Source organism: Gordonia sp. (in: high G+C Gram-positive bacteria) (genome assembly GCF_047600565.1).
Taxonomy (GTDB): Bacteria; Actinomycetota; Actinomycetes; order Mycobacteriales; family Mycobacteriaceae; genus Gordonia.
Map to the genome: position 1 here is coordinate 530,226 of NZ_JASGKN010000001.1, position 22,489 is coordinate 552,714.

The window sequence follows — 22,489 nt, forward strand, 5'->3', positions numbered from 1 at the left end:
CGAATATACTTCGCGCCGCCCCGGAAACCGGACCGTAATCTGCCCCGGTTACTCGGGTTTGTCGAACATCGGCAGCCCTGCGATCGTCTCGAAGAGTGTGTCGTAGTGCTCGATCGTCAGCCGATGCAGCAGTTCCGCATCCCGAGTCAGGAAGGCGTCGAGCTGGTCGGCGTGCTCCTTCTGAAGCATTGTCCGGCGCTCGCGGTCATTGTGTTGCATCGGCTGACCGGGCTCGGTCAGGTTCCAGACGCGTTCGAGCAACTCGTCGACCATCGTCATCCGGGCCGGCGCGACGAGGGCGAAGTGGAAGTCCTTCGTCGCCGCCTGCAGTTCGATCGCCTCATCGGCGCGGATGGCCGATTGTGATCGCCGGAACGCGCTCCGCAACCGGAGGTCGTCGTCGGGTCCGGCCAGGGCGAGGGCTCGGGGAATGGCGGCCAGCTCGAGTGCCTGACAGGCGATGTACAGCTCCTCCAGCTCCGAGAACCCGAATCGCGTGACGTGATATCCCGCTCGGCCGCGATGTTCGACGAGTCCTTCTCCGACGAGCGTCTTGAGAGCCTCGCGGACCGGGATGGGACTGACCCCGAAGAATTCGGCGACCGCGTGAATGGCGACCAGCGAGCCCGGGCGGACCCGGCCGCTGAGGATCGCACGGCGAAGTTCCGCGGTGATGTCCTGCTGCCCGTGACCGCTGATGGGTTGCAGCTGGCGGACGAAGTGGGCCGCGGGTCCTTGCGACATCGGGCACCTCATCCATCCGGCGTAGTTCGTCGGCCCGTGGCGTCGGCGGGCCGCGACAAGAGGAGACGCTATACGAAGTTCCGTGCCCGCTCGTGACGGAATATCGCGGAATGTCCTGAACAGGTAATATCCTCGCGGTGACCGGACGACACGGGAAGCCGAAACGCTTCCGGCAGACCCGACCGCGGGTGCTGATCGCAGCGCTTGCGGTCGGTTTCGGCATCACGGGTCTGATGGGCTTCGGCATGGTCCGCGGCGACGTTCCGCTGCGATTCGCGGTCTCCGGCGAGGACTTCTACGTCTCCGCCTCCCGCGTCGACATCTCCGACATCGAGGTCTATCCGCGCACTCTGGACACCGTCAAGGACGGGAAGGTGCCGACGGTGGTCGCGAAGATCGGTTCGCTGAAGCTGAAGGATCTGTGTCTGGCGATGCCGGCGCCCAACCTTCCGGGAGTCGGCACCTTCGTGTTGGTGGCCGAGGGTCCGGGTGACGGCACCACCGCCAGCGACCTGATGGTGGACGTCGACCTGGTGGACGCGACACCGACGCTCAACAAGGTGGTCGTGGGCACTGATACGGCCTCCAAGGATCCGGCCTCCAGCACGCTCGCCACATCGATCTCCGCCGACACCGCGGTCGCCGTCGACGTGGGCACCATCGTCAAAGCCATCCGTATCGGTTCGGTGACCGTCAAGGACGTCAAGGTCCGGTTGAAGCGCGACACCGACCACTGCGGACCGCGGCCGTGACCAGGCGCCTGCACCGATTCCGGGAATGGGCGCACCGCCGGCCCTTCGCCGGTGCCGTCTGCCTGCTGATCTCAGCGCTCTTCCTGGCCCTCCCGGCGATCAACGGCGCCCGGATCGGCGACCTGGTGCTCACCGTGTCCACCATCTCCGGCGTCTCCACCGTCGTGCTGTGCGTCCTCATGGCGCTGTGCGGCGTCGCAGCCCTGCTCTGGCTGCACACGCGGGTGGCGGCCGGACTCGGTGCGATGGTCGTGGCTCTGGTCGCGTTCCCCGCCTCCAACTTCGGCGGCTACCTGGTCGGCACGGTGTTCGGCATCCTCGGTGCCGCACTGGTGCTGGCGTGGCGTCCGCTGCCCGACACGGCGCCTATCGGACGTGACGACGAATCCTCGAGACACTCCGGCCGATCCGAGACTTCTCCGGTGGTGCCGGACTAGCCTCCGAGACAGGAGGCGCCGATGACCCGGAAGCTGCTCGACGAAGCCCTTGTCCCGTACACCCGTGACGGGGGTGATCGCGATCAGCTGTCCCGGCACCTGGCGGTCGGGAAGGACCGCGAACCGAGCGGCACCCGCGTCGGCGTGGATCGGCGACCGGACGGCACCATCGAGGTCTTCGTCGTCGCGGCGAACGTTCCGCTGCTCGTCGAATCGGTGCTCGCCGTCATCGCCGACGCCGGACTCACCGTCGAAGGCATCAACCACCCGATCATGCGGGCCGTGCGCGACGGCCGCGGCCGGCTGACCGGATTCGGTGGCGACGATGCGGTCGACGAGTCGTGGATCTGCGTGCACACCTTCGCCTCCGCGTCCTGTGACCCGGCAGGGTTGGCCACCGACGTCCGGCGGGCCGTCGCCACCCTCGACGCGGTGACCGCCGACGGCGACGCCATGCGCGACGCCCTGCGGGCGCGAGCCGGTTCGGCCGGCGGCGACGACGCCGAATACGACGCGCTCATCGAATGGTTCGCCGAAGCCGCGAACTTCCACCTCGTCGGATACGCGACCAGCGACGGCGGACCGGGACTGGGCGTCTGGTCCGGCGACGACACCGTCCGGTTGCAGCCCGTTGCCGCACCGGGCCGCCCGGTGATCGACCGGGCCTACCTGGAGACCGACGTCCTGCGGACCCGGTATCCGCTGGTTCTGCGCTTCGCGGACGGATCGGTCGAGCACCAGTTCGTGGGCACCCTGACCCCCACCGGCACCTATCAGTCGGTGCAGGAGATTCCACTCGTGCGGACCAAGGTGGCCGGTGTGCTCAAGGCACTCGGGGTGTCCGCCGACTCCTTCAACGGTCTCGCCGCCATCGACATCCTGCAGACCTATCCGCTGGTTGGACTGTTCGCCTCCCCGGTCTCGTCGCTCACCCGCCGGGTCAGCGAGCTGCTGGCCGCCAACGTCGAGCACACGGTCCGGCTCTTCCTGCGGTTGTGCGCCGACGGGCACACCGCCAGCGTGATGGCGTTCGTTCCGCGCGACCGCTACGACAGCACCGTCCGTAACCGGGTGATCGACTCGGTCACGACGGCGCTCGACGGCGCCGACCCGCAGTTCGCCACCCGGATCACCGAGGCGCCGCTGGCACAGCTGCAGGTGACCGTCCGGCTGCGGCGCACTCCCGATCCCGCCGGCTTCGAGTTCGGGTCGGATCTGCATACCGGTCTGCAGGCTTCGGTGATCGACGCGGTCCGGTCCTGGGACGACGACGTCCGCGATCTGACCGCCACCGATTCGTCCGTCGCCGGTCTCCTGCCCGCCGTCTCCGACCGCTACCGGGAGGAACGCGATCCGGCGGGGGCGGCTCGCGACCTGCCGATCGTCGCGGGACTGGCCGCCGACGGTCTGCACATCACCGTCGCCGAAGGCGAGCCGTGGACGCTCACCCTCTACCTGGCCGGTCGCGACGCCGCGCTCACCGACGTCCTCCCGATGCTGGGCAGTCTCGGGCTGACGGTGCTCGACGAGCGCCCGTTCCGCGTCGACCGCGCCGACGGGGTGGGCGTCCGGATCTACGAGTTCGCCGTCCGGCCCGCACCCGGCGTCGAGGTGGCCGACGGCGACGACCTCACCGGTCGTCTGGCCGACGGTCTGCGCCGCATGTGGCTGGCGGAGGTCGACGTCGACGATCTCAACAGGCTCATCCTCGGCGCCGGCGCCACCGCCCGCGAGGTCGCGATGCTGCGGACCTACGTCCGCTATCTCGGCCAGTGCGAGGCGATCGGCAGCGTCACCCACGCCGCCGAGGTGCTCGGCGAACATGCTGACGTGACACGGGCACTGATCCGCGTGTTCACCACCTCGTTCGACCCGGCTCTCGACGACACCGCCCGCCCCCGCCTGACGGCCGCGGCGACCGATCACCTGAGCGAGGCGCTGTCCGGTGTTCTGAGCCTGGACGCCGACCGCGTCCTCTCCGCCCTCGCCGCGGCGGTCGAGGCGACCCTGCGAACCAACTACTACCGCGCCGACGACCCCGCCTGCCGGGCCCTCGACGGCGAGTTTTCGCCGGTGCTCGCCGTGAAGATCGCCACCGACCGGCTGACCGTCGCCCCGGAGCCGCGCCCGCTCTTCGAGATCTTCGTGCACTCGCCCCGCGTCGAAGGCGTGCACCTGCGCTTCGGGGCGGTCGCCCGCGGAGGCTGCCGCTGGTCGGACCGCCGCGAGGACTTCCGCACCGAGATCCTCGGTCTCGCCAAGGCGCAAGCCGTCAAGAACGCGGTCATCGTGCCGGCCGGCGCCAAGGGCGGATTCGTGGTGCGCCGCCCGCCGGTCGCCACCGGGGACGCCGCGGCACGCCAGGCGGCCCAGCGTGAGGAGGGCGTCGCCTGTTACCGGGCGTTCGTGGCGGCCCTCATCGCCCTCACCGACGACCTGCACCCGGACACCGGCGACGTGGTGCCCCCGGCGGCGGTGGTCCGCCGCGACGGCGACGATCCCTACCTGGTGATGGCCGCCGACAAGGGCACCGCTAGCTTCTCCGACATCGCCAACGGGGTGGCCGCACACTACGGATTCTGGCTCGGCGACGCCTTCGCCTCGGGCGGATCGATCGGCTACGACCACAAGGCGATGGGCATCACGGCGCGGGGCGCCTGGGAGGCCGTCAAGCGGCACTTCGCCGAGCTGGGCACCGACATCCAGCGCGACGAGTTCACGGTCGTCGGAATCGGCGACATGAGCGGCGACGTCTTCGGCAACGGCATGCTGCTTTCGCCATGCACCCGGCTGGTCGCCGCCTTCGACCACCGGCACGTGTTCGTCGACCCGGACCCCGACGCGTCGTCGTCGTTCGACGAGCGGGCACGGCTGTTCGCCCTTCCACGGTCGTCCTGGGCGGACTACCGCCGCGACTTGATCAGCGACTGCGGTGGCGTGTGGTCGCGGGAGGTGAAGTCGATTCCCGTCTCACCGGAGATGCGGGCCTGCCTCGGCATGCCCGCCGACGTCGTGGAACTCTCGCCGCCGGACCTGATCCGCGCGATCCTGCGCGCCCCGGTCGATCTGCTCTTCAACGGCGGTATCGGCACCTACGTCAAAGCGTCGACCGAATCGGATCAGCAGGTCGGCGACAAGGCGAACGACGCCGTCCGCGTCGACGGCCGGGACCTGCGGGTCCGGGTGGTCGGGGAGGGCGGCAACCTCGGGGTCACCGCGCTCGGACGGGTCGAAGCCGACCTGGCCGGTATCCGGATCAACACCAATGCCATGGACAACTCGGCCGGTGTGGACTGTTCGGACCACGAGGTGAACATCAAGATCCTCCTCGACGCGCAGATCTCGGCCGGCGCGCTCGACGCCGGGGACCGCACCGCCCTGCTCGAGTCGATGACCGACGAGGTCGCGGAGCTGGTGCTCGCCGACAACATCGCACAGAACGCCGAGCTGGGCGCGGCGCGGGCCCGCGCCGACCACGACGTCGACCTTCACGGCCGTCTGCTGACCCGGCTCGCCGACCGCGGTGTGGAGCTCGCGCTCGACGCCCTGCCGACCGCCGACGAGCTGCGTGATCGCGCCGACTCCACCGGCCGCGGCCTCACCAGTCCCGAACTGGCCACGGTGATGGCGCACGTCAAACTCCTCACCAAGAGCGACCTGCTCGCCACCGGACTGCTCGCCAACGAATACTTCGACCCGATGGTCGTCGACTACTTTCCGCAGCCGCTGCGCGACCGGTTCGCCGACGGCATGACCGCGCTGCGTCTGCGGCCGGAGATCGTCGCCACCGTGCTGGTCAACCGGATCGTCGACGACGCCGGCACCACACACCTGTTCCGCACCACCGAATCGGCCTCCGCCGGCACCGAGGACGCGGTGCGCGCCACCATGGCCGCCGACGGCGCTTTCGGACTGTCGGCGCTGATCGAGAGGATCCGCGACACCTCCGTGCCGGTGGCGACCGTCGACGCCATGACGATCACGGTGCGGGGTCTCTACGCCGGGGCGTCGGCCTGGTTCCTGCACAACCGGCCCCAGCCGCTGGCGGTGGCCGCCGAGGTCCGCCGCTACCGGACGGCCCGCGAACTCGGCGACTCCATCGACAGCTGGGCGCGGCCGAGGGTCGCCGGACAGATGGCGGCCACCGCCGACGGTCTCCGCGCCCGGGGCGTCCCCACCGACCTCGCACAGACGCTCGCCCGCGTGCCCCACGAGGTGCCGCTGCTGGACATCGTCGACATCGCCGAGATCACCGAGCGCGACCCGCTGCAGGTCGGCGACCTGACGTTCGCGGTCCTCGAACACTTCCGCATCGACGAGCTGCTCACCGCCGTCGACGACCTCGACACCGCCGGTCACTGGCCGCGGCAGGCCCGCACCCTGCTCCGCGGCGACCTCTACGATCTGACCCGGGCACTGACCCTCGCGATCCTGCAGGCGTCGATGCCGGGGGAGACCGCCGTCGAGATGATCGCCGACTGGGTGTCCTCACGCGGGGTGGCCCTCAAACGGGCCGAAGAGCTCCTCGACGAGGTGGCCGGTGACGGTGAACCGGACCTCGCCGCACTGACGGTGGCGGTCGGAGCGTTGCGTAGGGTTGTCCTATGACCGATGTGACGAACTCCGACGCGGATCGCCGACTCTTCTCCGGCGGCGGTCATCGCACCGACCGCGGCTACGTTGTCGAGGTACCGGTCCGCTGGTCGGACATGGACGTCTTCCAGCACGTCAACCACGCCCGCATGGTCACGCTCCTCGAAGAGGCGCGCATCCCCTGGCTGTTCTACGACGACAAGCCCACGGCGGGCATGCGGGAGGGCTGCCTGGTGGCGGACCTTCACGTGAAGTACCAGGGTCAGGTGCGGCACGACGAGTCGCCGATCCAGGTCACCATGTTCACCGAGCGGGTTCGGGCCTGCGACTTCACCGTCGGCTACGAGGTGCGCCCCAGTGGTGCCGACCCGGACTCCAAGCCGGCCGTGGTGGCCAGCACCCAGCTCGTGTCCTTCGACATCGACACGCAACGGCCGCGCCGCATGCCGCCGGAGGAGAAGGAGTACCTGGAGTCGTTCCTCCGGGTCGACGGTCCGAAGCGCGTGCGGGAGTGACCGTCGAGGTCCGGGGACTGGCACTCGCCACCGCCGACGACCGGGCGGACGCCGGTGCCTTCCTGGCACGCGCCTCCCGCGTCGACGACTCCGGCGTCATCCGGGTCAAACAGCGTCCCGACGGCAGCATCGGGCTGTGGGTGCGGACCGGATTCGACGTGCTCGCCACCCGATCGGTCTTCGGTTCGTGCGAACCGACGGACGTCGTGTGCGACGTCGCGACCACCCAGGCGTCACTGGCGGCGGGCGACGAACCGGTGGATGTCGGCTTCGCGCTGCCGGCGGCCTGGCAGGGGGCACTGCCCGGTTCGAGCGGCTTCACCCATCTCGACGACGTTCCGGCCCGCGAGGTGATCGCCCTGAGCCGTAAGGGAGCGCAGGTGGCGCGCGACGACTCCGGAGCGCTCGGTCCGGCCCACTCGCTGCTCGACCAGAACGTGCTGGAGGTGTCGACCGATGACGGAACGGACAGTGCCGCGATCAGCATGCGCGCCGTGTTCGCCCTGACCGCCATGGGCTTCGTGCGCGACGCGCACGGCCACGAGATCACCGAGGACTCATCGATCGACGCGATCGACCCGGCCGAACCGGTCCGGGTGCGCCGTAACGCCTCCTGGATCCGGATCGACGCCCGCTACGGCTCGGTCTATCAGCGCGGTGCGGCCCTGACCGTGTTCGTGTCCTAGGGGGCGTGGCGGTTCGGGGTCAGCCGATCAGCCAGGCGGCCGAGTTCGGCGCCAGCATGCCGTCCACCAGCGGCAGACTCACCAGCAGGATCTGCCCGGGCGGGAACGGCACCGGGGTGTCGTTGGTGTTGAGCGCGCAGATCAGGCCGGCGCCCTCGGGCCCGCCGGTGCGACGGAACGCGATGCAGCCGTCGGGGGCGTCGTCGTACCAGGCGACGTCGCCGGCGAACTCGGGACGCGTCTGCCGCAGTTCGATGGCCTGCCGGTACAGCGACAGCGTCGAGTAGAGGTCCTCGAGCTGGGCCTCCACCGACAGTCCCGCCCAGCCGTTCGGCATGGGAAGCCAGGTCTTCGGGTTGGTGCTGAACCCGTACGGCGGCTCGTCGCCCTCCCACGGGATCGGCACTCGGCACCCGTCGCGGCCGCGCTGCGTGCGACCGGAACGACGCCACACCGGGTCCTGCAGCACCTCATCCGGCAGGTCGACGTTCGGGAGACCGAGCTCGGCGCCGTTGTAGATGAAGACGGTGCCCGGCAAGGCCAGCTCCACGAGCGCCATCGCCCGGGCCCGCGCCATGCCGACGCCGAGACGGAAGCGGGCCACCTCGTCCGGATCGGTGACGCCGTCCGGGGCGGCGGCCGGCATGTAGCGGGTCACCTCGCGTTCCACGTCGTGGTTCGACAGCGTCCAGGTCGGGGTGGCGTTCACGGTCTTGACCGCGGCGATCGACTCGTCGATCGCCTCCCGGATCGCCGACGGATCGAAGTCGACACTGGCCAACCGGAAGTTGAAGCCCGAATGCAGTTCGTCCGGGCGGACGTATTTGGCGAACTCCTCGTTCGCGTTCACCCAGACCTCGCCGACGTTCGCGGTGCCCGGATATTCGTCCATCACGGCGCGGATCCGGCGATGGATCTCGTGCACGCCTTCGTTGTTGAACCGCGGATCGTCGTCCTCGTGTTTGAGGATCACCGCCGGCGTGGTCATGTCGGGCAGCCCGGGGGCCTTCGCCATGCCGTGCGAGACGTCGATGCGGAAGCCGTCCACCCCGCGGTCCAGCCAGAACCGCAGTGTCGTCTCCAGATCGGCCATCACCTCGGGGTTGTCCCAGTTGAGGTCCGGCTGCTCGGGGGCGAAGAGATGCAGATACCACTCGCCGGGCGAGCCGTCGGCCTCCCGGATTTGCGACCAGGCGGAACCGCCGAACACGCTGGTCCAGTTGTTCGGGGGCAGCTTGCCGTCCTCGCCCAGGCCCGGACGGAAGATGTATCGATCCCGCTCGGGGCTGCCCGGTCCCGCCGCCAGCGCCGCCGAGAACCAGGCGTGCTGGTTGCTGGTGTGGTTGGGCACCAGATCCATGGTGACCCGGAGGTCGCGGGCGTGCGCCTCCTCGATCAATTCGTCGAACGTCGCGAGATCGCCGAACAGCGAGTCGATGTCACGCGGATCGGAGACGTCGTAGCCGTGATCGGCCATCGGGGAGCGCATGATCGGCGACAGCCAGATCGCATCGACCCCCAGCAACTCCAGATAGCCCAGCTTGTCGATGACGCCGGCCAGATCGCCCACCCCGTCGCCGTTCTCGTCCGAGAACGATCGCGGATAGATCTGGTAGACGACGGCGTCCCGCCACCACTCGTTCACGTCTTCTCCCCTCACGAGGGGAGATTCTGTCACACCGGACTGTTCATCAAAGAGTTCGCGGCGGCGTGCAGGTACTGATTCAGCTGTGCCCGATGCTCGTCGTCCAGAACGCTGGACGGGACCGAGGCGACCGCGATGTCCATGCACCGGAGCCAGGCGTCACGCTCGAGCGGACCGATCTTGTACGGGATGTGACGCATGCGCAGACGCGGATGTCCGCGCTCGTCGGAATAGGTGTGCGGGCCGCCCCAGTACTGCTCCAGGAAGAGGCGCAGCCGCCGCTCGGCCGGACCCAGATCCTCCTCCGGATACATCGGCCGCAGAAGGTCGTCCTCGGCGACCTCGGCGTAGAAGCGTTCAGTGATCGCGCGGAACGTCGATTCGCCGCCGACCTGCTCGTAGAACGTGCTCATGATCGCAGTATCCCATTGGATCGCCGGTTGCCGAGCGGCGCCGACCGGACACCGTCCATCGAAGTACGACGCGCTGTCGGACCTGCGTGCACACCGGGCCGATCAGTGGGTTAGATTAGAACGCGTAACGACGGCTCGCAGACCGGTGAGCCGCGCGCGGAAAGGGCGAGACGTGGAGAGCTTGATTGTCCCCGTCGGCATTGTCGTAACGGTCCTGTGTGTCCTCACGGTCCTGGGTTGCGTGCTGTCGATGTTCTTCTCGTCGGGCGTGAAGCGTCCGAAGAACGACGAGTACACCCTCGACCAGCAGTGGGACCGCGCTCCGGTGCTGTTCAGCGCCACCGACATCGAACCGATGGCTCTGGCTCGCCACTTCGAGCCGAGCGACACCGAAGGAGGTGCCGCACATGGCACATGGTGAGATCTCGCAGAGCACCGGCGTCCGCGGCCTGACCGGCGTCGACGGTGCCTCCGGTCTGCCTCTCGGCTCGGCCGTCACCGCCAGCGGCCGCATCTCGAGCGCACTGTTCCCCGGCGAGGGTTTCGACACGCCTCCGTTCAGCCGCGAGGACCTGATCGCCCTCGACGATGCGCTCCGTGACGCCAGCAACCTGGCCGACGTGCGTTTCTCGGTGTACATCGGTGACCTCGGCAAGGACGCCGTCGCCGGCGCCCGCGACGTGCTGGCCGCGGCCCCCGAGCCCGCCCACGCCGCGCTGATCGCCGTGTCGCCGAACAGCAAGGACATCGCTGTGGTGTCCGGTTCGCAGGTCGCCGGCCGCGTCAACGACCGCATCGCCGAACTGGGCGTCTCGGCCGCACTGAGCTCCTTCAAGCAGAATCAGCTAGTCGACGGCCTGGTCTCCGCCCTGCGCGTGATGGCCACCGCGGTCGCCCGCCCCTGAATTATCATTCCTGTGCGTCGGCCGTCCGGTTGCGCAGCGACCGTGCGACGCCGTCCCGGCCCTCGGAGATCAGCCGGGCGAGCGCCGGCGGAACGTCCCCGCCGGCGAGGAATGCGTCGGCGGCGGCCAGGCCGGCCTCGCTGATCTCCCAGCCGGGGTACAGACCGATCACCACGGTCTGCGCGACCTCGCTGGACCGGCGGGCCCACAGCTCGCCCACCTGATCGAAGTAGCGCTGGGTGTACGGCGCGAGCAGCGCTCCCTGGCCCGGCCGGACGATGCCCTCGACCATCGACCGGACCGTCACGTTGGCGATCGAGTCGTCATCGAAGGCCGCGGTCCACGCCTGCTCCTTGGCGGCGGCCAGCGGGCGGGCCCCGCGGGCGGCGACGGCGTGCCGCGCGCCGGCCGCGGTGTTGTCGCGTTCGGCCTCGGCGTCGATCACCGGGGTCGAGGCGGCGTCCTCCGAATCGATCGCGCCGGCGGACGCCAGCGCCTTCACCAGACGCCAGCGGAACTCGGTGTCCACCGTCAGTCCCGGCAGTCCGGCGCTCGCCGGATCGTCACCGCTGAGCAGTGACTGGAAGATCGCGTGCTGGTCGGTGGTGATCACCCCGCCCAGCAGGGCGTTCAGGAATGCCAGCTGATGATCGGAACCGGCCTGCGCACCACGCGCCAGGTCCAGCAGACGCGCCGAGAACTGCGGCCAGCCGGTCCGGTCCGCCCACTCCGGGTCGGCGTAGCTCTCCAAGGCGGTCGTGGCCTGCAGCAGCACCCGCTGCACCACACCGACCTCGGTCTCGGCACCGATCCCGGCCGAGACCAGCGCGACGAAGTCGCGGGCACGCATCTCGCCCTGCCGGGTCATCTCCCATGCGGCCGACCACACCAGGGTGCGCGGCATCGAATCGGTGATGTCCGCGATCCGGGTGGTGGCGGTGGCGAGCGACTCCGGATCCAGCCGGATCGACGCGTACGTCAGATCGTCGTCGTTGAGCAGCACCAGCGCGCCGCGATCGACACCGACCAGCTCGGGCACCTCGGTGCGTTCGCCCTCCACATCGATCTCGACGCTGTGGGCGCGCACCAGCTTGCCGCACTGATCGTCGTAGACACCGATCTTCATCCGATGCACGCGGGTCTCGCCGGCACCCGGCTCGGCACCCTCCTGCACCACGGTGAACGAGGTGAAGGCGCCGTCGTCGCCGACGGTGAAGTCCGGCCGCATCACGTTGATGCCGGTCGTCTTGAGCCACTGGTCGCCCCAACCGCTCAAGTCGCGGCCGGACGCCTTCTCCAGCGCACCCACCAGGTCGGCGAACGTGGCGTTGCCGAAGCGGTGCTCGGTGAAGTACTCGCGCAGACCCGTCAGGAACGGATCCAGGCCGACGTAGGCCACCAGCTGCTTGAGGACGGAGGCGCCCTTCGCATACGTGATGCCGTCGAAGTTGACCTCCACCGCGGCGATGTCGGGGATGTCCGCCGCCACCGGGTGGGTCGACGGCAGCTGATCCTGCCGGTACGCCCACGACTTCTCCACGTTCGCGAAGGTCGTCCACGCATTCGTGTACTCGGTGGCCTCCACCTGCGCGAGCACCGACGCGAACGTCGCGAACGACTCGTTGAGCCACAGATCGTCCCACCAGCGCATGGTGACCAGATCGCCGAACCACATGTGCGCCATCTCGTGCAGCACCGTCTCCGCGCGCCGTTCGTAGAGGTAGCGGGTCACCCGGGACCGGAAGACGTAGTCCTCGAGGAACGTGACGGCGCCCGCGTTCTCCATCGCTCCGGCATTGAACTCGGGCACGAACAGCTGGTCGTACTTGCCGAACGCGTACGGGACGCCGAACGTGCGGTGGTAGAAGCCGAAGCCCTGCTTGGTCTCGGTGAACAGGCGGTCGGCATCCATGAACTCGGCCAGCGAGGCGCGGCAGTACAGGCCCAACGGGATGGTGCCGTGCTCGTCGGTGTACTCGTCGGACCAGGTGGCGTACGCTCCGGCGATCAGCGCCACCAGATAGGTGCTCATCGGTTCGGTCGTCGCGAACTCGTGCACCACCGACCCGTTCGGTCCGGCGCTCGTCCCGGTGGGCGCGCCGTTCGACACGACCTTCCAGTCCTCGGGGGCGGTCACCGTCACCGAATAGGTGGCCTTGAGGTCCGGCTGGTCGAAGCACGCGAACATGCGCTTGGCGTCGGCGGTCTCGAACTGGCTGTACAGGTAGACGTTGCCGTCCGCCGGGTCGACGAACCGGTGCAGTCCCTCACCCGTGTTCGAGTACGCGCAGTCGGCGACCACGGTCAACTCGTTCTGCGCCGCCAACCCGGGCAGCGTCAGACCCGTCGACTCGTCGAAGCCGCTGACGTCCAGCTCGGTCCCGTTCAGGGTCGCCGAGACGAGAGTCGGCGCCACCAGTTCGATGAACGTGCTCGCGCCGGGCGTCGCGGTGAACGTCACCGTCGTCGTCGACCGGAACGTGTCCCCACCGGTGGTGAGGTCGAGGTCGATGCGGTAGTTGCGGACGTCAAGCAGTGCGGCGCGCTCGATGGCGGCGGCACGCGTCAGATTCGGTGCAGTCACACCGACGACTGTAGTGACGTGGCAGCGTCAGCGCGCCGTGAAGGTGCCCACACCCGGCAGCGACGGCTGACCCGCGTTCGGCTTGTAGCCGCTGCCCTGGATGAAGGAGGTGGTCACCACCTGACCGGCGCCGGTCGTGGCGGTCGCCGTCGCGGAGCCGACCCGGATGTTGGGGCACGGGTTCACGGTGACGCCGCCGCGCCGGCCCGAACCGGTGTTGACGTAGTCGATGTGAACCAGGGCGCCACCGGCCGACGACGCGCAGGTGCCGGGGTCGAGCGGCGCGGAGAATCGTGTCTTGCCCTTCCCGAGCGGGGTGGCGAACACGTTGACGACGGCGGCACCGGGAATCACCAGGCCGCTGACCTGGAACCCGACCGCCGGGATCTGCGTGATGGGACCCGCCGACGCGTTCGGCGCGGCGAGCATCGACGCGGTGACGGCGGTCGCGGCGGCGACGGCACCGACCGCGGCGAGAGTGGTGTGGCGTTTCATGACGTTTCCTCCCTTTAAAACGTCTGTCCGACCTGATTCCAGGGTAGATCGTCGCCCCGCGAACGGTGGTTGAATGGAGGGCATGGCTGATCGTGTTGATTTCTGGTTCGACCCGCTGTGCCCGTGGTGCTGGATCACCTCGCGCTGGATCCTGGAAGCCGAGAAGGTCCGTCCGATCGACGTGAACTTCCACATCATGAGTCTGGCCGTCCTCAACGAGGGCAAAGACATCCCGGACGCCTACCGAGAACATCTGAAGGACGCCATGCAACCGGTGCGTGTGCTGGCGGCCGCCCAGGCACGCCACGGCGACCAGGTGCTCGCCGGCCTGTACACGGCGATGGGCACCGAACTGCACGACAACGGCAACGAGGACCTGCCCTCGATGATCGCGACCGCGCTGGAGAAGGCCGGGCTCGAACCCGATCTCGCCGCTGCGGCGACGTCGACCGAATTCGATGAGGCGATCCGGACCAGCCATCACGAGGGCATGGACAAGGTGGGCGACGACGTCGGCACCCCGACCATCCACGTCAACGACGTCGCGTTCTTCGGCCCGGTCCTGTCCCGGATTCCGCGCGGCGACGACGCCGGCACCGTGTGGGACGGCGTGGTGGCCCTCGCCGGCTACCCGCACTTCTTCGAACTCAAGCGCTCCCGCGACGAGGATCCGCAGTTCGACTAGAACGACGGCGGCTCGCCGAGCCCGTTCGGCAGGCTTCCCGGCGGCACACTGGTGGGCGGCGGGGGAGTCGGGATCACCACGGCGTTGCCGCTGCCGGTGCCGCGGGTCACCTGCTTCGGGCGCAGCAGCATGGCGCCGGCCCGGGTGCGGTCCCGCAGGGCGGCGGCCCGCCAGGTCAGCACCGGATGCGAGGCCAGGGCGTTGACGACGGTGACGAAGAAGCCGCGTTCATGCGTCGCGCGGTCGGCGAACTCGTCGAAGTTGACGGCCCCGAGCATGTACTTGCCGGCGGCCAGGACCCCCATCGCGGGCGGCGCACCGGCCGGGCACGAGTAGTAGCCGTGGTTGTCGGCGGTGTACTCCTGGGCGCGCGACAGCGTGGATCCGAGGATCGGGATCGACATGGCCGTGCTCGTCACCAGCTGCCGCCAGTAGGACACGTGTCCGGCGGCGATGTGGCCCACCTCGTGGCCGATGATGAACTTGAGTGCTTCCGGGCTGCGGGCCTTGCCGCCGATCTCGAACAGGTCCGAGTACACGACGATGAAGCGGCGGAAGCCGTGCCCGGACGCGAACGCGTTGATCTGGCCGTTGCCGGTCACCACGTAGGCGTCCGGGATGTACTCGAGGCCGTAGCGCGCCGCTGTCTCGACCAGGATCCGGTAGCCCTCCGGGAACTGGGTGGGCGACATCTGCACGCCGTTGACGCGCTGCGAGGCGTACATGAGTCCGCGGGAGGCGAACACGATCAACGGCAGCAGCAACGCCAGGAGGGCGTAGTCGCTGATGTCGCCGAGCACCACGAACACCACGCAGGCGAGGTAGGCGAGGACGCTGATGAGGGCGACGATCACCAGCATCGGGATCTCCCACGGATGACGTTGCGGCGGTCCGGCGAAACGTGCCGGCGGCAACCAGACGGCACCGGGGCCGGGGTCGTCGGAGGGAGGCGTCGGGACCGCGGGGTCGTCGATGCCGGGAACTGAGGGGATGGGCGCGTGGCTGTCCACCCCTCCAATCTATAGTGACCGTCATGCGGATTTACCTGGGTGCCGACCATGCCGGATTCGAACGCAAGAATGAGATCGCGGAACATCTGCGTGCCGCCGGTCACGAAGTGATCGATTGCGGTGCGCACACCTACGACGCGCAGGACGACTACCCGCCGTTCTGCATCGAGGCCGCGCAGCGTGTGGTCGCCGACCCGGGCAGCCTCGGTTTCGTGCTCGGCGGCAGCGGCAACGGCGAGCAGATCGCCGCGAACAAGGTGAAGGGCGCCCGCTGCGCCCTGGGCTGGAGCGTGGAGACCGCGCAGCTCGCCCGTCAGCACAACAACGCGCAGCTGCTCGGGATCGGTGGGCGTATGCACACCACGGAGGAGGCGCTGGCCATCGTCGACGCCTTCGTCACCACCCCGTGGTCGGAGGAGCCGCGTCACCAGCGCCGGATCGACCTCCTCAGCGAGTACGAGGACACCGGCAAGATCGAGCTCCCCGAGTCCTGAGCCGTGCCCGAAGGGCATGCACTGCACCGTCTCGCGCGGCGGCAGTCACGGCTGTTCGGCCGGCAGCGGGTGCGCGTCAGCAGCCCGCAGGGACGATTCAGCGACGAAGCGGCCCTCCTCGACGGACTCGTGTTCCGCCGCGCCGAGGCGTGGGGCAAGCACCTCGTCCACTTCTACGACGACGGCGATCCGCGGCGTGATCCCCGCCGGATGGTCCACATCCACCTGGGCATCTACGGGTTCTTCACCGAATCGCCGGTACCGATGGATCCGCCCACCGGACAGGTACGGCTGCGGATCGTCGGCGACGCCGACGGCACCGACCTGCGGGGCCCGAACACGTGCGAACTGATCACGCCGGAGGGTCTGAACGACCTGGTGGCGCGGCTGGGGCCCGATCCACTGCGCGGTGACGCGGACCCGGCCGCCGGCTGGGAACGGCTCCACCGGTCCCGCCGCCCGGTCGGGTCTCTGCTGATGGACCAGAAGGTGATCGCCGGCGTCGGCAACATCTACCGGGCCGAAGTCCTGTTCCGTAACGGCATCGACCCGCTGCGGCCGGGCACCACCATCACCCGCGACGAATACGACGCGATGTGGAACGACCTCGTCGAGCTGATGCCGATCGGGGTGCGCCGCGGCACGATCCACGTCGTGCGGCCCGAGGACGACCACGGTGCCCCCGCCTACGCCGCCGACCGGCCGCGCACCTACGTGTACCGGCGGACGGGTGAGGCGTGCCGGCGTTGCGGCGGGCCGATCGCCGGGCGTGAACTGGAAGGCCGCAACCTGTTCTGGTGCCCGGCCTGTCAGCACTGACCCGGGCGCCCGAAGGGTCCGATCCTCAGAAGGACCCACTGGCAGAAGCCGCGATTCTCAGAAATCCCTCAGTGCGCGACTCAGGCTGATCCCAGGAGCCGTCGGCACTGTAGGACACATGAACACGCGAGAGATCACCGTTCTCGCCGTCGGCGGAACGGGGGAGTCGTACCCCGACGACACCCGCACGACGGTGAGCGGCATGCTCTCCTCGGTCACCGACGCCCTCGACGACCGGTTCACGGCCCGCTGGGTGCCCTATCCGGCCTCCTACGGTCCCGTCAGCGGCCGGGACGCCGACTGCTACCGCCTGTCGGTGGCTCGCGGTGTCGCGAACCTGTCCGCCGCCATCGACGCCGCCTCCGGTTCCGGTGAGCACCCCGTCATGCTGATCGGCTATTCGCAGGGTGCCGTGGTCATCCGCACCCTGCTGTCGCACCCGTCCGCGGAACGACTGCGCTCGCGGATCGCGGCCGTCGGCTTCGTGGCCGATCCCCACCAGCCGCCCGGTGTGGTCCCGGGCTGCGACGGCTGGGGAGTGGCCGGACCCGGACCGGCGATCCCGGAAGACGTCCCCGCCTACTGGGTGGGAACCCCCGACGACGTCATCTGCAACGCGAGCCCCGACTCGCTGATCCGGGACCTCGCCGACCTGACCGGCACCCTGTCGGCGCGCCATCTCCCCGAATGGCTGTCCGATGCGGCGGCCCGCGCGTTCGGTGCGGCCACGCAGAACGCGACGTCGACCCGGATCGCGCCGCAGCAGTGGCGGCGCGACGTGCACCGTCTGCTGACCGCCGCCCGCGAGGCGGGCGGCTGGCTGCCCCGCGGACTCGGCATGATCCGGAACCCGCTCGGCGGGCGTCACGTCTCGTACGCCAGCGAACCGTACGGGCATGCGCCGCTCACCGATCCGGACGTGACCGGCTGCGAAGACCTCGCGCACTGGCTGCAGGTGCAGGCCACCCTCGGGCTGCACGACGAGCCGTTCACCGCGTTGCCGCATCCACCGGCGCATCCGCCGGCCCATCTTCCGGGCGCCGCCTGACCCCCTCGCACGACGGCCCCGATGCGAAGAGTGGCCCCTCCCGCGAACGGGAGGGGCCACTCTGGGTCTTGCGTCGGAGCCTAGCTCGAGGCGTGGCCGCCGACGGTGCCGCGGATCACGACCGGTGTGCCGCGACCGATGTTGTCGTACACCCACTTGCCGTTCTCGGTGCTGACGTTCAGGCAGCCGTGGCTGACGTTGGTGACGCCCTGCTGAGCGACCGACCAGGGAGCGGCATGGATGAAGATGCCGTCGTTGGTCAGGCGGGTGGCGTACTCGACGTAGGTGCGGTAGCCCTCCGGGGAGTCGACCGGGACACCGTACGTGGAGCTGTCCATGTACATGTCGCGGTACTTCTCCATGGTGTGGAAGACACCGTTCGGAGTCGGGTGCTCGTTGCTGCCCATCGAGGTCGGCATCGACTTGATGAACTGACCGTCCTTGTACCAGTACAGGGTGTGGGTCGAGTCCAGCGCCAGGCCGATGTAGCCGGTGCGGGTGCTCACGTTGGGAGCGGCCGGAACAGCCGGGGCCTCCTTGGTGGCCTTCGGCTTCGACTTCTTGGGAGTGGTCGGCTTCGGCACGCCCGGGATCTCGATGTTCGGGAGCTCGGGAACGGCCGGAACGTCGAGGGTGGGTCCGCCGGGGAACACGGTGACCTTGGCGGCCGGGCTCGCGTCGGCGACTGCCGGAGCCGCCACGGCCAGGGACGCTGCGCCTGCGGCGACAGCGACTGCCTTGACGGTCAAGCTCTTACGTCGGCTCGAAGACTTGGCTGAAAACACTGTGGTCAAAACCTTCGTTCGTGGTCATGGACTGCGTCCCCCGAGACGCATGGAACTCATCGTTACATAACCGTTGCCCATTCACCAAGCGGTTCGCGCGTCGCGTCGCGGTGTACCGGTGCGATCCGCGCTCACCGTTTCGCCGGAAACGGGCAGGTGAGCGCTCGATTCGTTCGGGGCCGACCGCAGGTGACATGGAGTTATGAACTAGATCACTGAGAAGACGACATGAGCCGCGATGCTCCCGAACGGGACATCGCGGCTCATGCGCTCCGCGAGCGGGTGACGGGAATCGAACCCGCGTGGCCAGTTTGGAAGACTGGGGCTCTACCATTGAGCTACACCCGCGTGCGTTCGAAGAGGCTTCTCTTCTCGTGCGGGGACGACTCTACGGCAGGTGTGCCCGCCACCTCAAAACCGTGCCCGGGTTCGTGTCGCGCCGCAGGTGACCCGTACTATGTGCAGTCGGTCGTGACTTGCGAATCGGCGCCGGCTCCGGCCGGCGCGAACAGGTCGCTTCCGGGATGTGGCGCAGCTTGGTAGCGCATCCGCTTTGGGAGCGGAGGGTCGCAGGTTCGAATCCTGTCATCCCGACTGACCGGCGGAACACGGGACGACGATCCGGCCGCCACTGAAGACCGAAGTACGTAACTAAGGAGCACTACGTCGTGAAGAGCACTGTCGAGCAGCTGAGCCCGACCCGAGTCAAGCTGAATGTCGAGATCCCGTTCGAGGAGCTCTCCGGCGATTTCGATCGCGCCTACCAGCAGCTGTCTCAGCAGATCCGCGTCCCGGGCTTCCGCCCGGGTCACGTGCCCGCCAAGATCATCGAGGCCCGCGTCGGCCGTGACGCGGTCCTGCAGCAGGTCGTCAACGACGCCCTGCCCGCCAAGTACTCGCAGGCCGTCACCGAGGCCGACGTGAAGGCCATCAGCCAGCCCGAGATCGAGGTCGGCGACCTGGTCCACGGCCAGCCCGTCACCTTCACCGCGGCCGTCGACGTGCGGCCGGACATCACCCTGCCGGACTACTCGAAGGTCTCCGTCTCGGTCGACCCGATCGAGGTCGCCGACTCGGATGTCGACGAGCAGCTCGACGCGTTGCGCCAGCGCTTCGGCACCCTCGTCGCCGTCGACCGCGGTGCCAAGAAGGGCGACTTCGTCACCCTCGACCTGTCTGCCACCGTCGACGGCAAGCCGGTCGACGACGCCACCACCGAGGGGCTGTCCCACGAGGTCGGCAACGGCGACCTGATCGACGGCCTCGACGACGCCGTCGTCGGCCTGAAGAGCGGTGAGTCGGCCGACTTCACCACCACGCTGATCGCCGGCGACCACGCCGGTGAGGATGCGAAGGTCACCGTCACCGTCACCGCGGTCAAGGAGCGCGAGCTGCCCGAGCTCGACGACGACTTCGCCCAGCTCGCCAGCGAGTTCGACACCGTCGACGAACTGCGCGGCGACGTCTCGCAGCGCGTGGCCGACTCGAAGAAGTACGAGCAGGCCGGCGCCATCCGCGACGCCGTGCTCGACGCACTCATCGAACAGGCCGATTTCCCGCTGCCCGAGCAGGTCGTCGCCGACGAGGTCGAGGCCACCCAGCACCAGCTCGTCCACGCCCTCGGTCACGACGACACCCAGATCGATCGTTTCCTCGAGGCGCAGGGCAAGACCCGCGACGAGTGGGAGTCCGAGTCGAAGGCCGAGGCCGAGAAGTCGGTCCGCACCCAGCTGCTGCTGGACGCGATCGCGGATGCCGACGACACCGAGGTCAGCCAGGAGGAGCTGACCCAGCACATCGTCATGCAGGCTCAGCGCTACGGCATGCCGCCGCAGGAGTTCATCCAGCAGCTGCAGAACGCCAACCAGATCGGTGCGCTGTACGCCGACGTCCGCCGCAACAAGGCGCTCGCGACCGCGATCCTGGGCGCCGACGTCACCGACACCACGGGTGCCGCCATCGACACCAGCGAGTTCTTCGGTGACGACGACGCGGAGGCGGGCGACGAGCCGGCGAAGAAGACCGCTCCGGCCAAGAAGACCGCCGCCAAGAAGACGGCCGCCAAGAAGGCTCCAGCCAAGAAGGCCGCCACCAAGACGGCCGCCAAGAAGGCTCCGGCCAAGAAGGCCGCCCCGAAGAAGGACGCCGAATAGGCGTTCGCAGGGTGCGACCAGCACCGTGACGGCCACGACGGCCGGGACCGGAACACCGGTCCCGGCCGTCGTCGCATCCGCGGGTGCGCGGCCGGGCCGAGAAAGGTTTCCGCTGTCAGCGAATACCCCGCGTGTGGGGAACACCCGGGGACCGGATTTTGATTAATGTCGGTGACAGCTTCGCGGAAGATTCGCGCCGGGGACCCGCCGCACGACGACGGGCCCATCGAACAGATAGGGACATCGAAACAGTGAGCACTCTCTACACCCCGCCCGCTCTGAGCACGCCCACCATGGCGTCGGGCGTCGCCGGACTCAACCTGACCGATTCGGTCTTCGAGCGGCTGCTGCAGAACCGGATCATCTTCCTCGGCACCCAGGTGGACGACGAGATCGCGAACCGTCTCTGCGCGCAGATCCTGCTGCTCGCCGCGGAGGATCCGGAACGCGACATCAACCTGTACATCAACTCGCCGGGTGGCAGCGTCACCGCCGGCATGGCCATCTTCGACACCATGCAGCTCGCGCCGTGCGACGTCGCCACCTATGCGATGGGTATGGCCGCTTCGATGGGCCAGTTCCTGCTCGCCGCCGGCGCCAAGGGCAAGCGGCACGCTCTGCCGCACGCGCGGATCATGATGCACCAGCCGTCGGCGGGCATCGGCGGCACCGCGGCCGACATCGCCATCCAGGCCGAGCAGTTCGCCTCCACCAAGAAGGAGATGAACCGCCTCAACAGCGAGTTCACCGGGCAGCCGCTGGAGAAGATCGAGGCCGACGCCGATCGCGACAAGTGGTTCACCGCCGACCAGGCGAAGGACTACGGAATCGTCGATCACGTGGTGACCAGCGTCGCCAAGACCGGCGCCTGATCCCGGCCCCGCCCGCCATAGACAACTCATCGGAGAACCCATGAACATCGACCATTACGCAGAACTCCCGGCGGACGTGCGTGCCGGCATCCCGGACTCGGCCCTGGCGCTGAGCCAGATCGAGGCGCGCTACATCCTGCCGCAGTTCATCGAGAACACGCCGAACGGGCAGCGGCAGTACGACCCGTACGCCAAGCTCTACGAGGAGCGGATCGTCTTCGTCGGCACCCAGATCGACCAGACGTCGGCGAACGACATCATGGCGCAGCTGCTGGTCCTGGAGAGCCAGGATCCCGACCGTGACATCACCATGTACATCAACTCGCCCGGCGGCAGCGTGCCCGACATGCTCGCGATCTACGACACCATGCAGTACGTGCACTGCGACATCGTGACCGTGTGCCTCGGTGAGGCGGCATCGGCGGCGGCGATCCTGCTGGCCGGCGGAACCCCAGGTAAGCGCGCCGCACTGCCGAACGCGACCGTGCTGATCCACCAGCCCCGCACCGGCGGAGCCTTCCAGGGCCAGGTGTCCGATCTGGAGATCCAGGCGGCCGAGATCGAGCGCATCCGCCAGCGCCTCGACGAGATCCTCGCCAGGCACACCGGCCAGGATCCGGAGAAGATCCGCAAGGACACCGACCGTGACAACATCCTGTCGGCCCAGGAGGCCAAGGAGTACGGCATCGTCGACGAGGTCTTCGAATACCGGAAGAAGTCGGCACGCAAGTCCTGATCCGGCGGTTCAGGCGAAGGGTTTCGGACACGCCGTGCGCGCAGCCGCGCGACGGCGTGTCCGCCCCGTAATCTCGGAGTTCTCAGCCCTCTGACCACACGCGTGGCAAAGCGTGTGC

21 protein-coding genes and 2 tRNA genes are annotated in these 22,489 nt (G+C 68.8%); 15 read left to right on the forward strand and 8 right to left on the reverse strand.

From position 1 onward, the window contains the following. Positions 1-48: 48 nt before the first annotated feature. Positions 49-744 (reverse strand): GntR family transcriptional regulator, encoded by a 696-nt coding sequence (locus QM774_RS02535; protein WP_414974385.1) that lies wholly within the window; start codon positions 742-744, stop codon positions 49-51. 137 nt (positions 745-881) lie between these two features. On the opposite strand from QM774_RS02535, the gene QM774_RS02540 reads away from it, so the two are divergent. From QM774_RS02540 to QM774_RS02560, 5 genes are read left to right on the forward strand one after another with little or no spacing between them, the layout of a single operon-like run. Beyond that, positions 882-1,496: a DUF6230 family protein gene (locus QM774_RS02540; RefSeq protein ID WP_414974386.1), complete on the forward strand. Its 615-nt coding sequence runs from the start codon at positions 882-884 to the stop codon at positions 1,494-1,496. Continuing rightward, complete coding sequence (locus QM774_RS02545; protein ID WP_414974387.1) at positions 1,493-1,933, forward strand: DUF6114 domain-containing protein; 441 nt, start codon at positions 1,493-1,495, stop codon at positions 1,931-1,933. The genes QM774_RS02540 and QM774_RS02545 overlap by 4 nt, the downstream gene beginning before the upstream one ends. A gap of 21 nt (positions 1,934-1,954) precedes the next feature. Beyond that, positions 1,955-6,541 carry an NAD-glutamate dehydrogenase domain-containing protein gene (locus QM774_RS02550; RefSeq protein WP_414974388.1) on the forward strand — a complete coding sequence of 1,529 codons (4,587 nt, stop codon included), beginning with the start codon at positions 1,955-1,957 and terminating at the stop codon, positions 6,539-6,541. Then, positions 6,538-7,041, forward strand: coding sequence for an acyl-CoA thioesterase (locus QM774_RS02555; RefSeq protein WP_414974389.1), 504 nt, complete (start codon positions 6,538-6,540; stop codon positions 7,039-7,041). The genes QM774_RS02550 and QM774_RS02555 overlap by 4 nt, the downstream gene beginning before the upstream one ends. Continuing rightward, positions 7,038-7,727 (forward strand): hypothetical protein, encoded by a 690-nt coding sequence (locus QM774_RS02560; RefSeq protein ID WP_414974390.1) that lies wholly within the window; start codon positions 7,038-7,040, stop codon positions 7,725-7,727. The genes QM774_RS02555 and QM774_RS02560 overlap by 4 nt, the downstream gene beginning before the upstream one ends. A gap of 19 nt (positions 7,728-7,746) precedes the next feature. On the opposite strand, the gene QM774_RS02565 is transcribed toward QM774_RS02560, so the two are convergent. Further along, the gene (locus QM774_RS02565) at positions 7,747-9,405 is read right to left on the reverse strand and encodes a glycoside hydrolase family 13 protein (protein WP_414974391.1); all 1,659 of its coding nucleotides are present in this window, start codon (positions 9,403-9,405) and stop codon (positions 7,747-7,749) included. Continuing rightward, complete coding sequence (locus QM774_RS02570) at positions 9,402-9,785, reverse strand: globin (RefSeq protein ID WP_414974392.1); 384 nt, start codon at positions 9,783-9,785, stop codon at positions 9,402-9,404. Before QM774_RS02570 ends, QM774_RS02565 begins: the two co-directional genes overlap by 4 nt. Before the next feature lie 172 nt (positions 9,786-9,957). On the opposite strand from QM774_RS02570, the gene QM774_RS02575 reads away from it, so the two are divergent. Further along, on the forward strand, positions 9,958-10,206 hold the full coding sequence (locus QM774_RS02575; protein ID WP_414976568.1) for a hypothetical protein: 249 nt from the start codon (positions 9,958-9,960) through the stop codon (positions 10,204-10,206). Further along, the gene (locus QM774_RS02580; protein ID WP_414974393.1) at positions 10,193-10,690 is read left to right on the forward strand and encodes a DUF5130 family protein; all 498 of its coding nucleotides are present in this window, start codon (positions 10,193-10,195) and stop codon (positions 10,688-10,690) included. The genes QM774_RS02575 and QM774_RS02580 overlap by 14 nt, the downstream gene beginning before the upstream one ends. 4 nt (positions 10,691-10,694) lie before the next feature. On the opposite strand, the gene pepN is transcribed toward QM774_RS02580, so the two are convergent. Both pepN and QM774_RS02590 read right to left on the reverse strand, forming a co-directional pair. Then, positions 10,695-13,274 (reverse strand): aminopeptidase N, encoded by a 2,580-nt coding sequence (gene pepN, locus QM774_RS02585; RefSeq protein WP_414974394.1) that lies wholly within the window; start codon positions 13,272-13,274, stop codon positions 10,695-10,697. Positions 13,275-13,301: 27 nt separating this feature from the next. Next, complete coding sequence (locus tag QM774_RS02590) at positions 13,302-13,769, reverse strand: hypothetical protein (RefSeq protein ID WP_414974395.1); 468 nt, start codon at positions 13,767-13,769, stop codon at positions 13,302-13,304. An 82-nt stretch (positions 13,770-13,851) separates the two neighbouring features. On the opposite strand from QM774_RS02590, the gene QM774_RS02595 reads away from it, so the two are divergent. Further along, entirely contained in the window at positions 13,852-14,454 is a 603-nt protein-coding gene (locus tag QM774_RS02595) for a DsbA family protein (protein ID WP_414974396.1), read from the forward strand. On the opposite strand, the gene QM774_RS02600 is transcribed toward QM774_RS02595, so the two are convergent. Continuing rightward, positions 14,451-15,464: a M48 family metallopeptidase gene (locus tag QM774_RS02600; RefSeq protein WP_414974397.1), complete on the reverse strand. Its 1,014-nt coding sequence runs from the start codon at positions 15,462-15,464 to the stop codon at positions 14,451-14,453. The two genes, QM774_RS02595 and QM774_RS02600, sit on opposite strands and share 4 nt — an antisense overlap. A gap of 23 nt (positions 15,465-15,487) precedes the next feature. Between QM774_RS02600 and QM774_RS02605 the strand changes: the two genes are divergently transcribed. The 3 genes from QM774_RS02605 (at position 15,488) to QM774_RS02615 (ending at position 17,825) form a co-directional block, all read left to right on the forward strand. Continuing rightward, positions 15,488-15,958: a ribose-5-phosphate isomerase gene (locus tag QM774_RS02605; RefSeq protein ID WP_414974398.1), complete on the forward strand. Its 471-nt coding sequence runs from the start codon at positions 15,488-15,490 to the stop codon at positions 15,956-15,958. Between the two features lie 3 nt (positions 15,959-15,961). Then, positions 15,962-16,777 (forward strand): Fpg/Nei family DNA glycosylase, encoded by an 816-nt coding sequence (locus QM774_RS02610; RefSeq protein ID WP_414974399.1) that lies wholly within the window; start codon positions 15,962-15,964, stop codon positions 16,775-16,777. Between the two features lie 118 nt (positions 16,778-16,895). Beyond that, the gene (locus tag QM774_RS02615; protein ID WP_414974400.1) at positions 16,896-17,825 is read left to right on the forward strand and encodes a PE-PPE domain-containing protein; all 930 of its coding nucleotides are present in this window, start codon (positions 16,896-16,898) and stop codon (positions 17,823-17,825) included. 80 nt (positions 17,826-17,905) lie between these two features. On the opposite strand, the gene QM774_RS02620 is transcribed toward QM774_RS02615, so the two are convergent. Beyond that, the gene (locus tag QM774_RS02620) at positions 17,906-18,610 is read right to left on the reverse strand and encodes a L,D-transpeptidase (RefSeq protein WP_414974401.1); all 705 of its coding nucleotides are present in this window, start codon (positions 18,608-18,610) and stop codon (positions 17,906-17,908) included. Between the two features lie 277 nt (positions 18,611-18,887). Continuing rightward, positions 18,888-18,958, reverse strand: a tRNA-Gly gene (locus QM774_RS02625). 172 nt (positions 18,959-19,130) lie between these two features. On the opposite strand from QM774_RS02625, the gene QM774_RS02630 reads away from it, so the two are divergent. The 4 genes from QM774_RS02630 (at position 19,131) to QM774_RS02645 (ending at position 22,371) form a co-directional block, all read left to right on the forward strand. Then, positions 19,131-19,204: transfer RNA gene (locus tag QM774_RS02630), tRNA-Pro, on the forward strand. 74 nt (positions 19,205-19,278) lie between these two features. Then, the gene (gene tig / locus QM774_RS02635; RefSeq protein ID WP_414974402.1) at positions 19,279-20,763 is read left to right on the forward strand and encodes a trigger factor; all 1,485 of its coding nucleotides are present in this window, start codon (positions 19,279-19,281) and stop codon (positions 20,761-20,763) included. 293 nt (positions 20,764-21,056) lie between these two features. Beyond that, positions 21,057-21,635: an ATP-dependent Clp protease proteolytic subunit gene (locus tag QM774_RS02640; protein WP_414976569.1), complete on the forward strand. Its 579-nt coding sequence runs from the start codon at positions 21,057-21,059 to the stop codon at positions 21,633-21,635. A 40-nt stretch (positions 21,636-21,675) separates the two neighbouring features. Further along, on the forward strand, positions 21,676-22,371 hold the full coding sequence (locus tag QM774_RS02645) for an ATP-dependent Clp protease proteolytic subunit (RefSeq protein ID WP_414974403.1): 696 nt from the start codon (positions 21,676-21,678) through the stop codon (positions 22,369-22,371). The last annotated feature ends 118 nt before the right edge of the window (positions 22,372-22,489 follow it).

Bases quoted from the DNA above. Each gene is read 5' to 3' on its own strand.
- QM774_RS02595 (WP_414974396.1), top strand. From the start codon at position 13,852: ATGGCTGATCGTGTTGATTTCTGGTTCGACCCGCTGTGCCCGTGGTGC.
- QM774_RS02550 (WP_414974388.1), top strand. From the start codon at position 1,955: ATGACCCGGAAGCTGCTCGACGAAGCCCTTGTCCCGTACACCCGTGAC.
- QM774_RS02555 (WP_414974389.1), top strand. From the start codon at position 6,538: ATGACCGATGTGACGAACTCCGACGCGGATCGCCGACTCTTCTCCGGC.
- QM774_RS02580 (WP_414974393.1), top strand. From the start codon at position 10,193: ATGGCACATGGTGAGATCTCGCAGAGCACCGGCGTCCGCGGCCTGACC.
- QM774_RS02640 (WP_414976569.1), top strand. From the start codon at position 21,057: ATGGCGTCGGGCGTCGCCGGACTCAACCTGACCGATTCGGTCTTCGAG.
- QM774_RS02570 (WP_414974392.1), bottom strand. From the start codon at position 9,785: ATGAGCACGTTCTACGAGCAGGTCGGCGGCGAATCGACGTTCCGCGCG.
- QM774_RS02605 (WP_414974398.1), top strand. From the start codon at position 15,488: ATGCGGATTTACCTGGGTGCCGACCATGCCGGATTCGAACGCAAGAAT.
- QM774_RS02615 (WP_414974400.1), top strand. From the start codon at position 16,896: ATGAACACGCGAGAGATCACCGTTCTCGCCGTCGGCGGAACGGGGGAG.
- QM774_RS02645 (WP_414974403.1), top strand. From the start codon at position 21,676: ATGAACATCGACCATTACGCAGAACTCCCGGCGGACGTGCGTGCCGGC.
- QM774_RS02590 (WP_414974395.1), bottom strand. From the start codon at position 13,769: ATGAAACGCCACACCACTCTCGCCGCGGTCGGTGCCGTCGCCGCCGCG.
- QM774_RS02535 (WP_414974385.1), bottom strand. From the start codon at position 744: ATGTCGCAAGGACCCGCGGCCCACTTCGTCCGCCAGCTGCAACCCATC.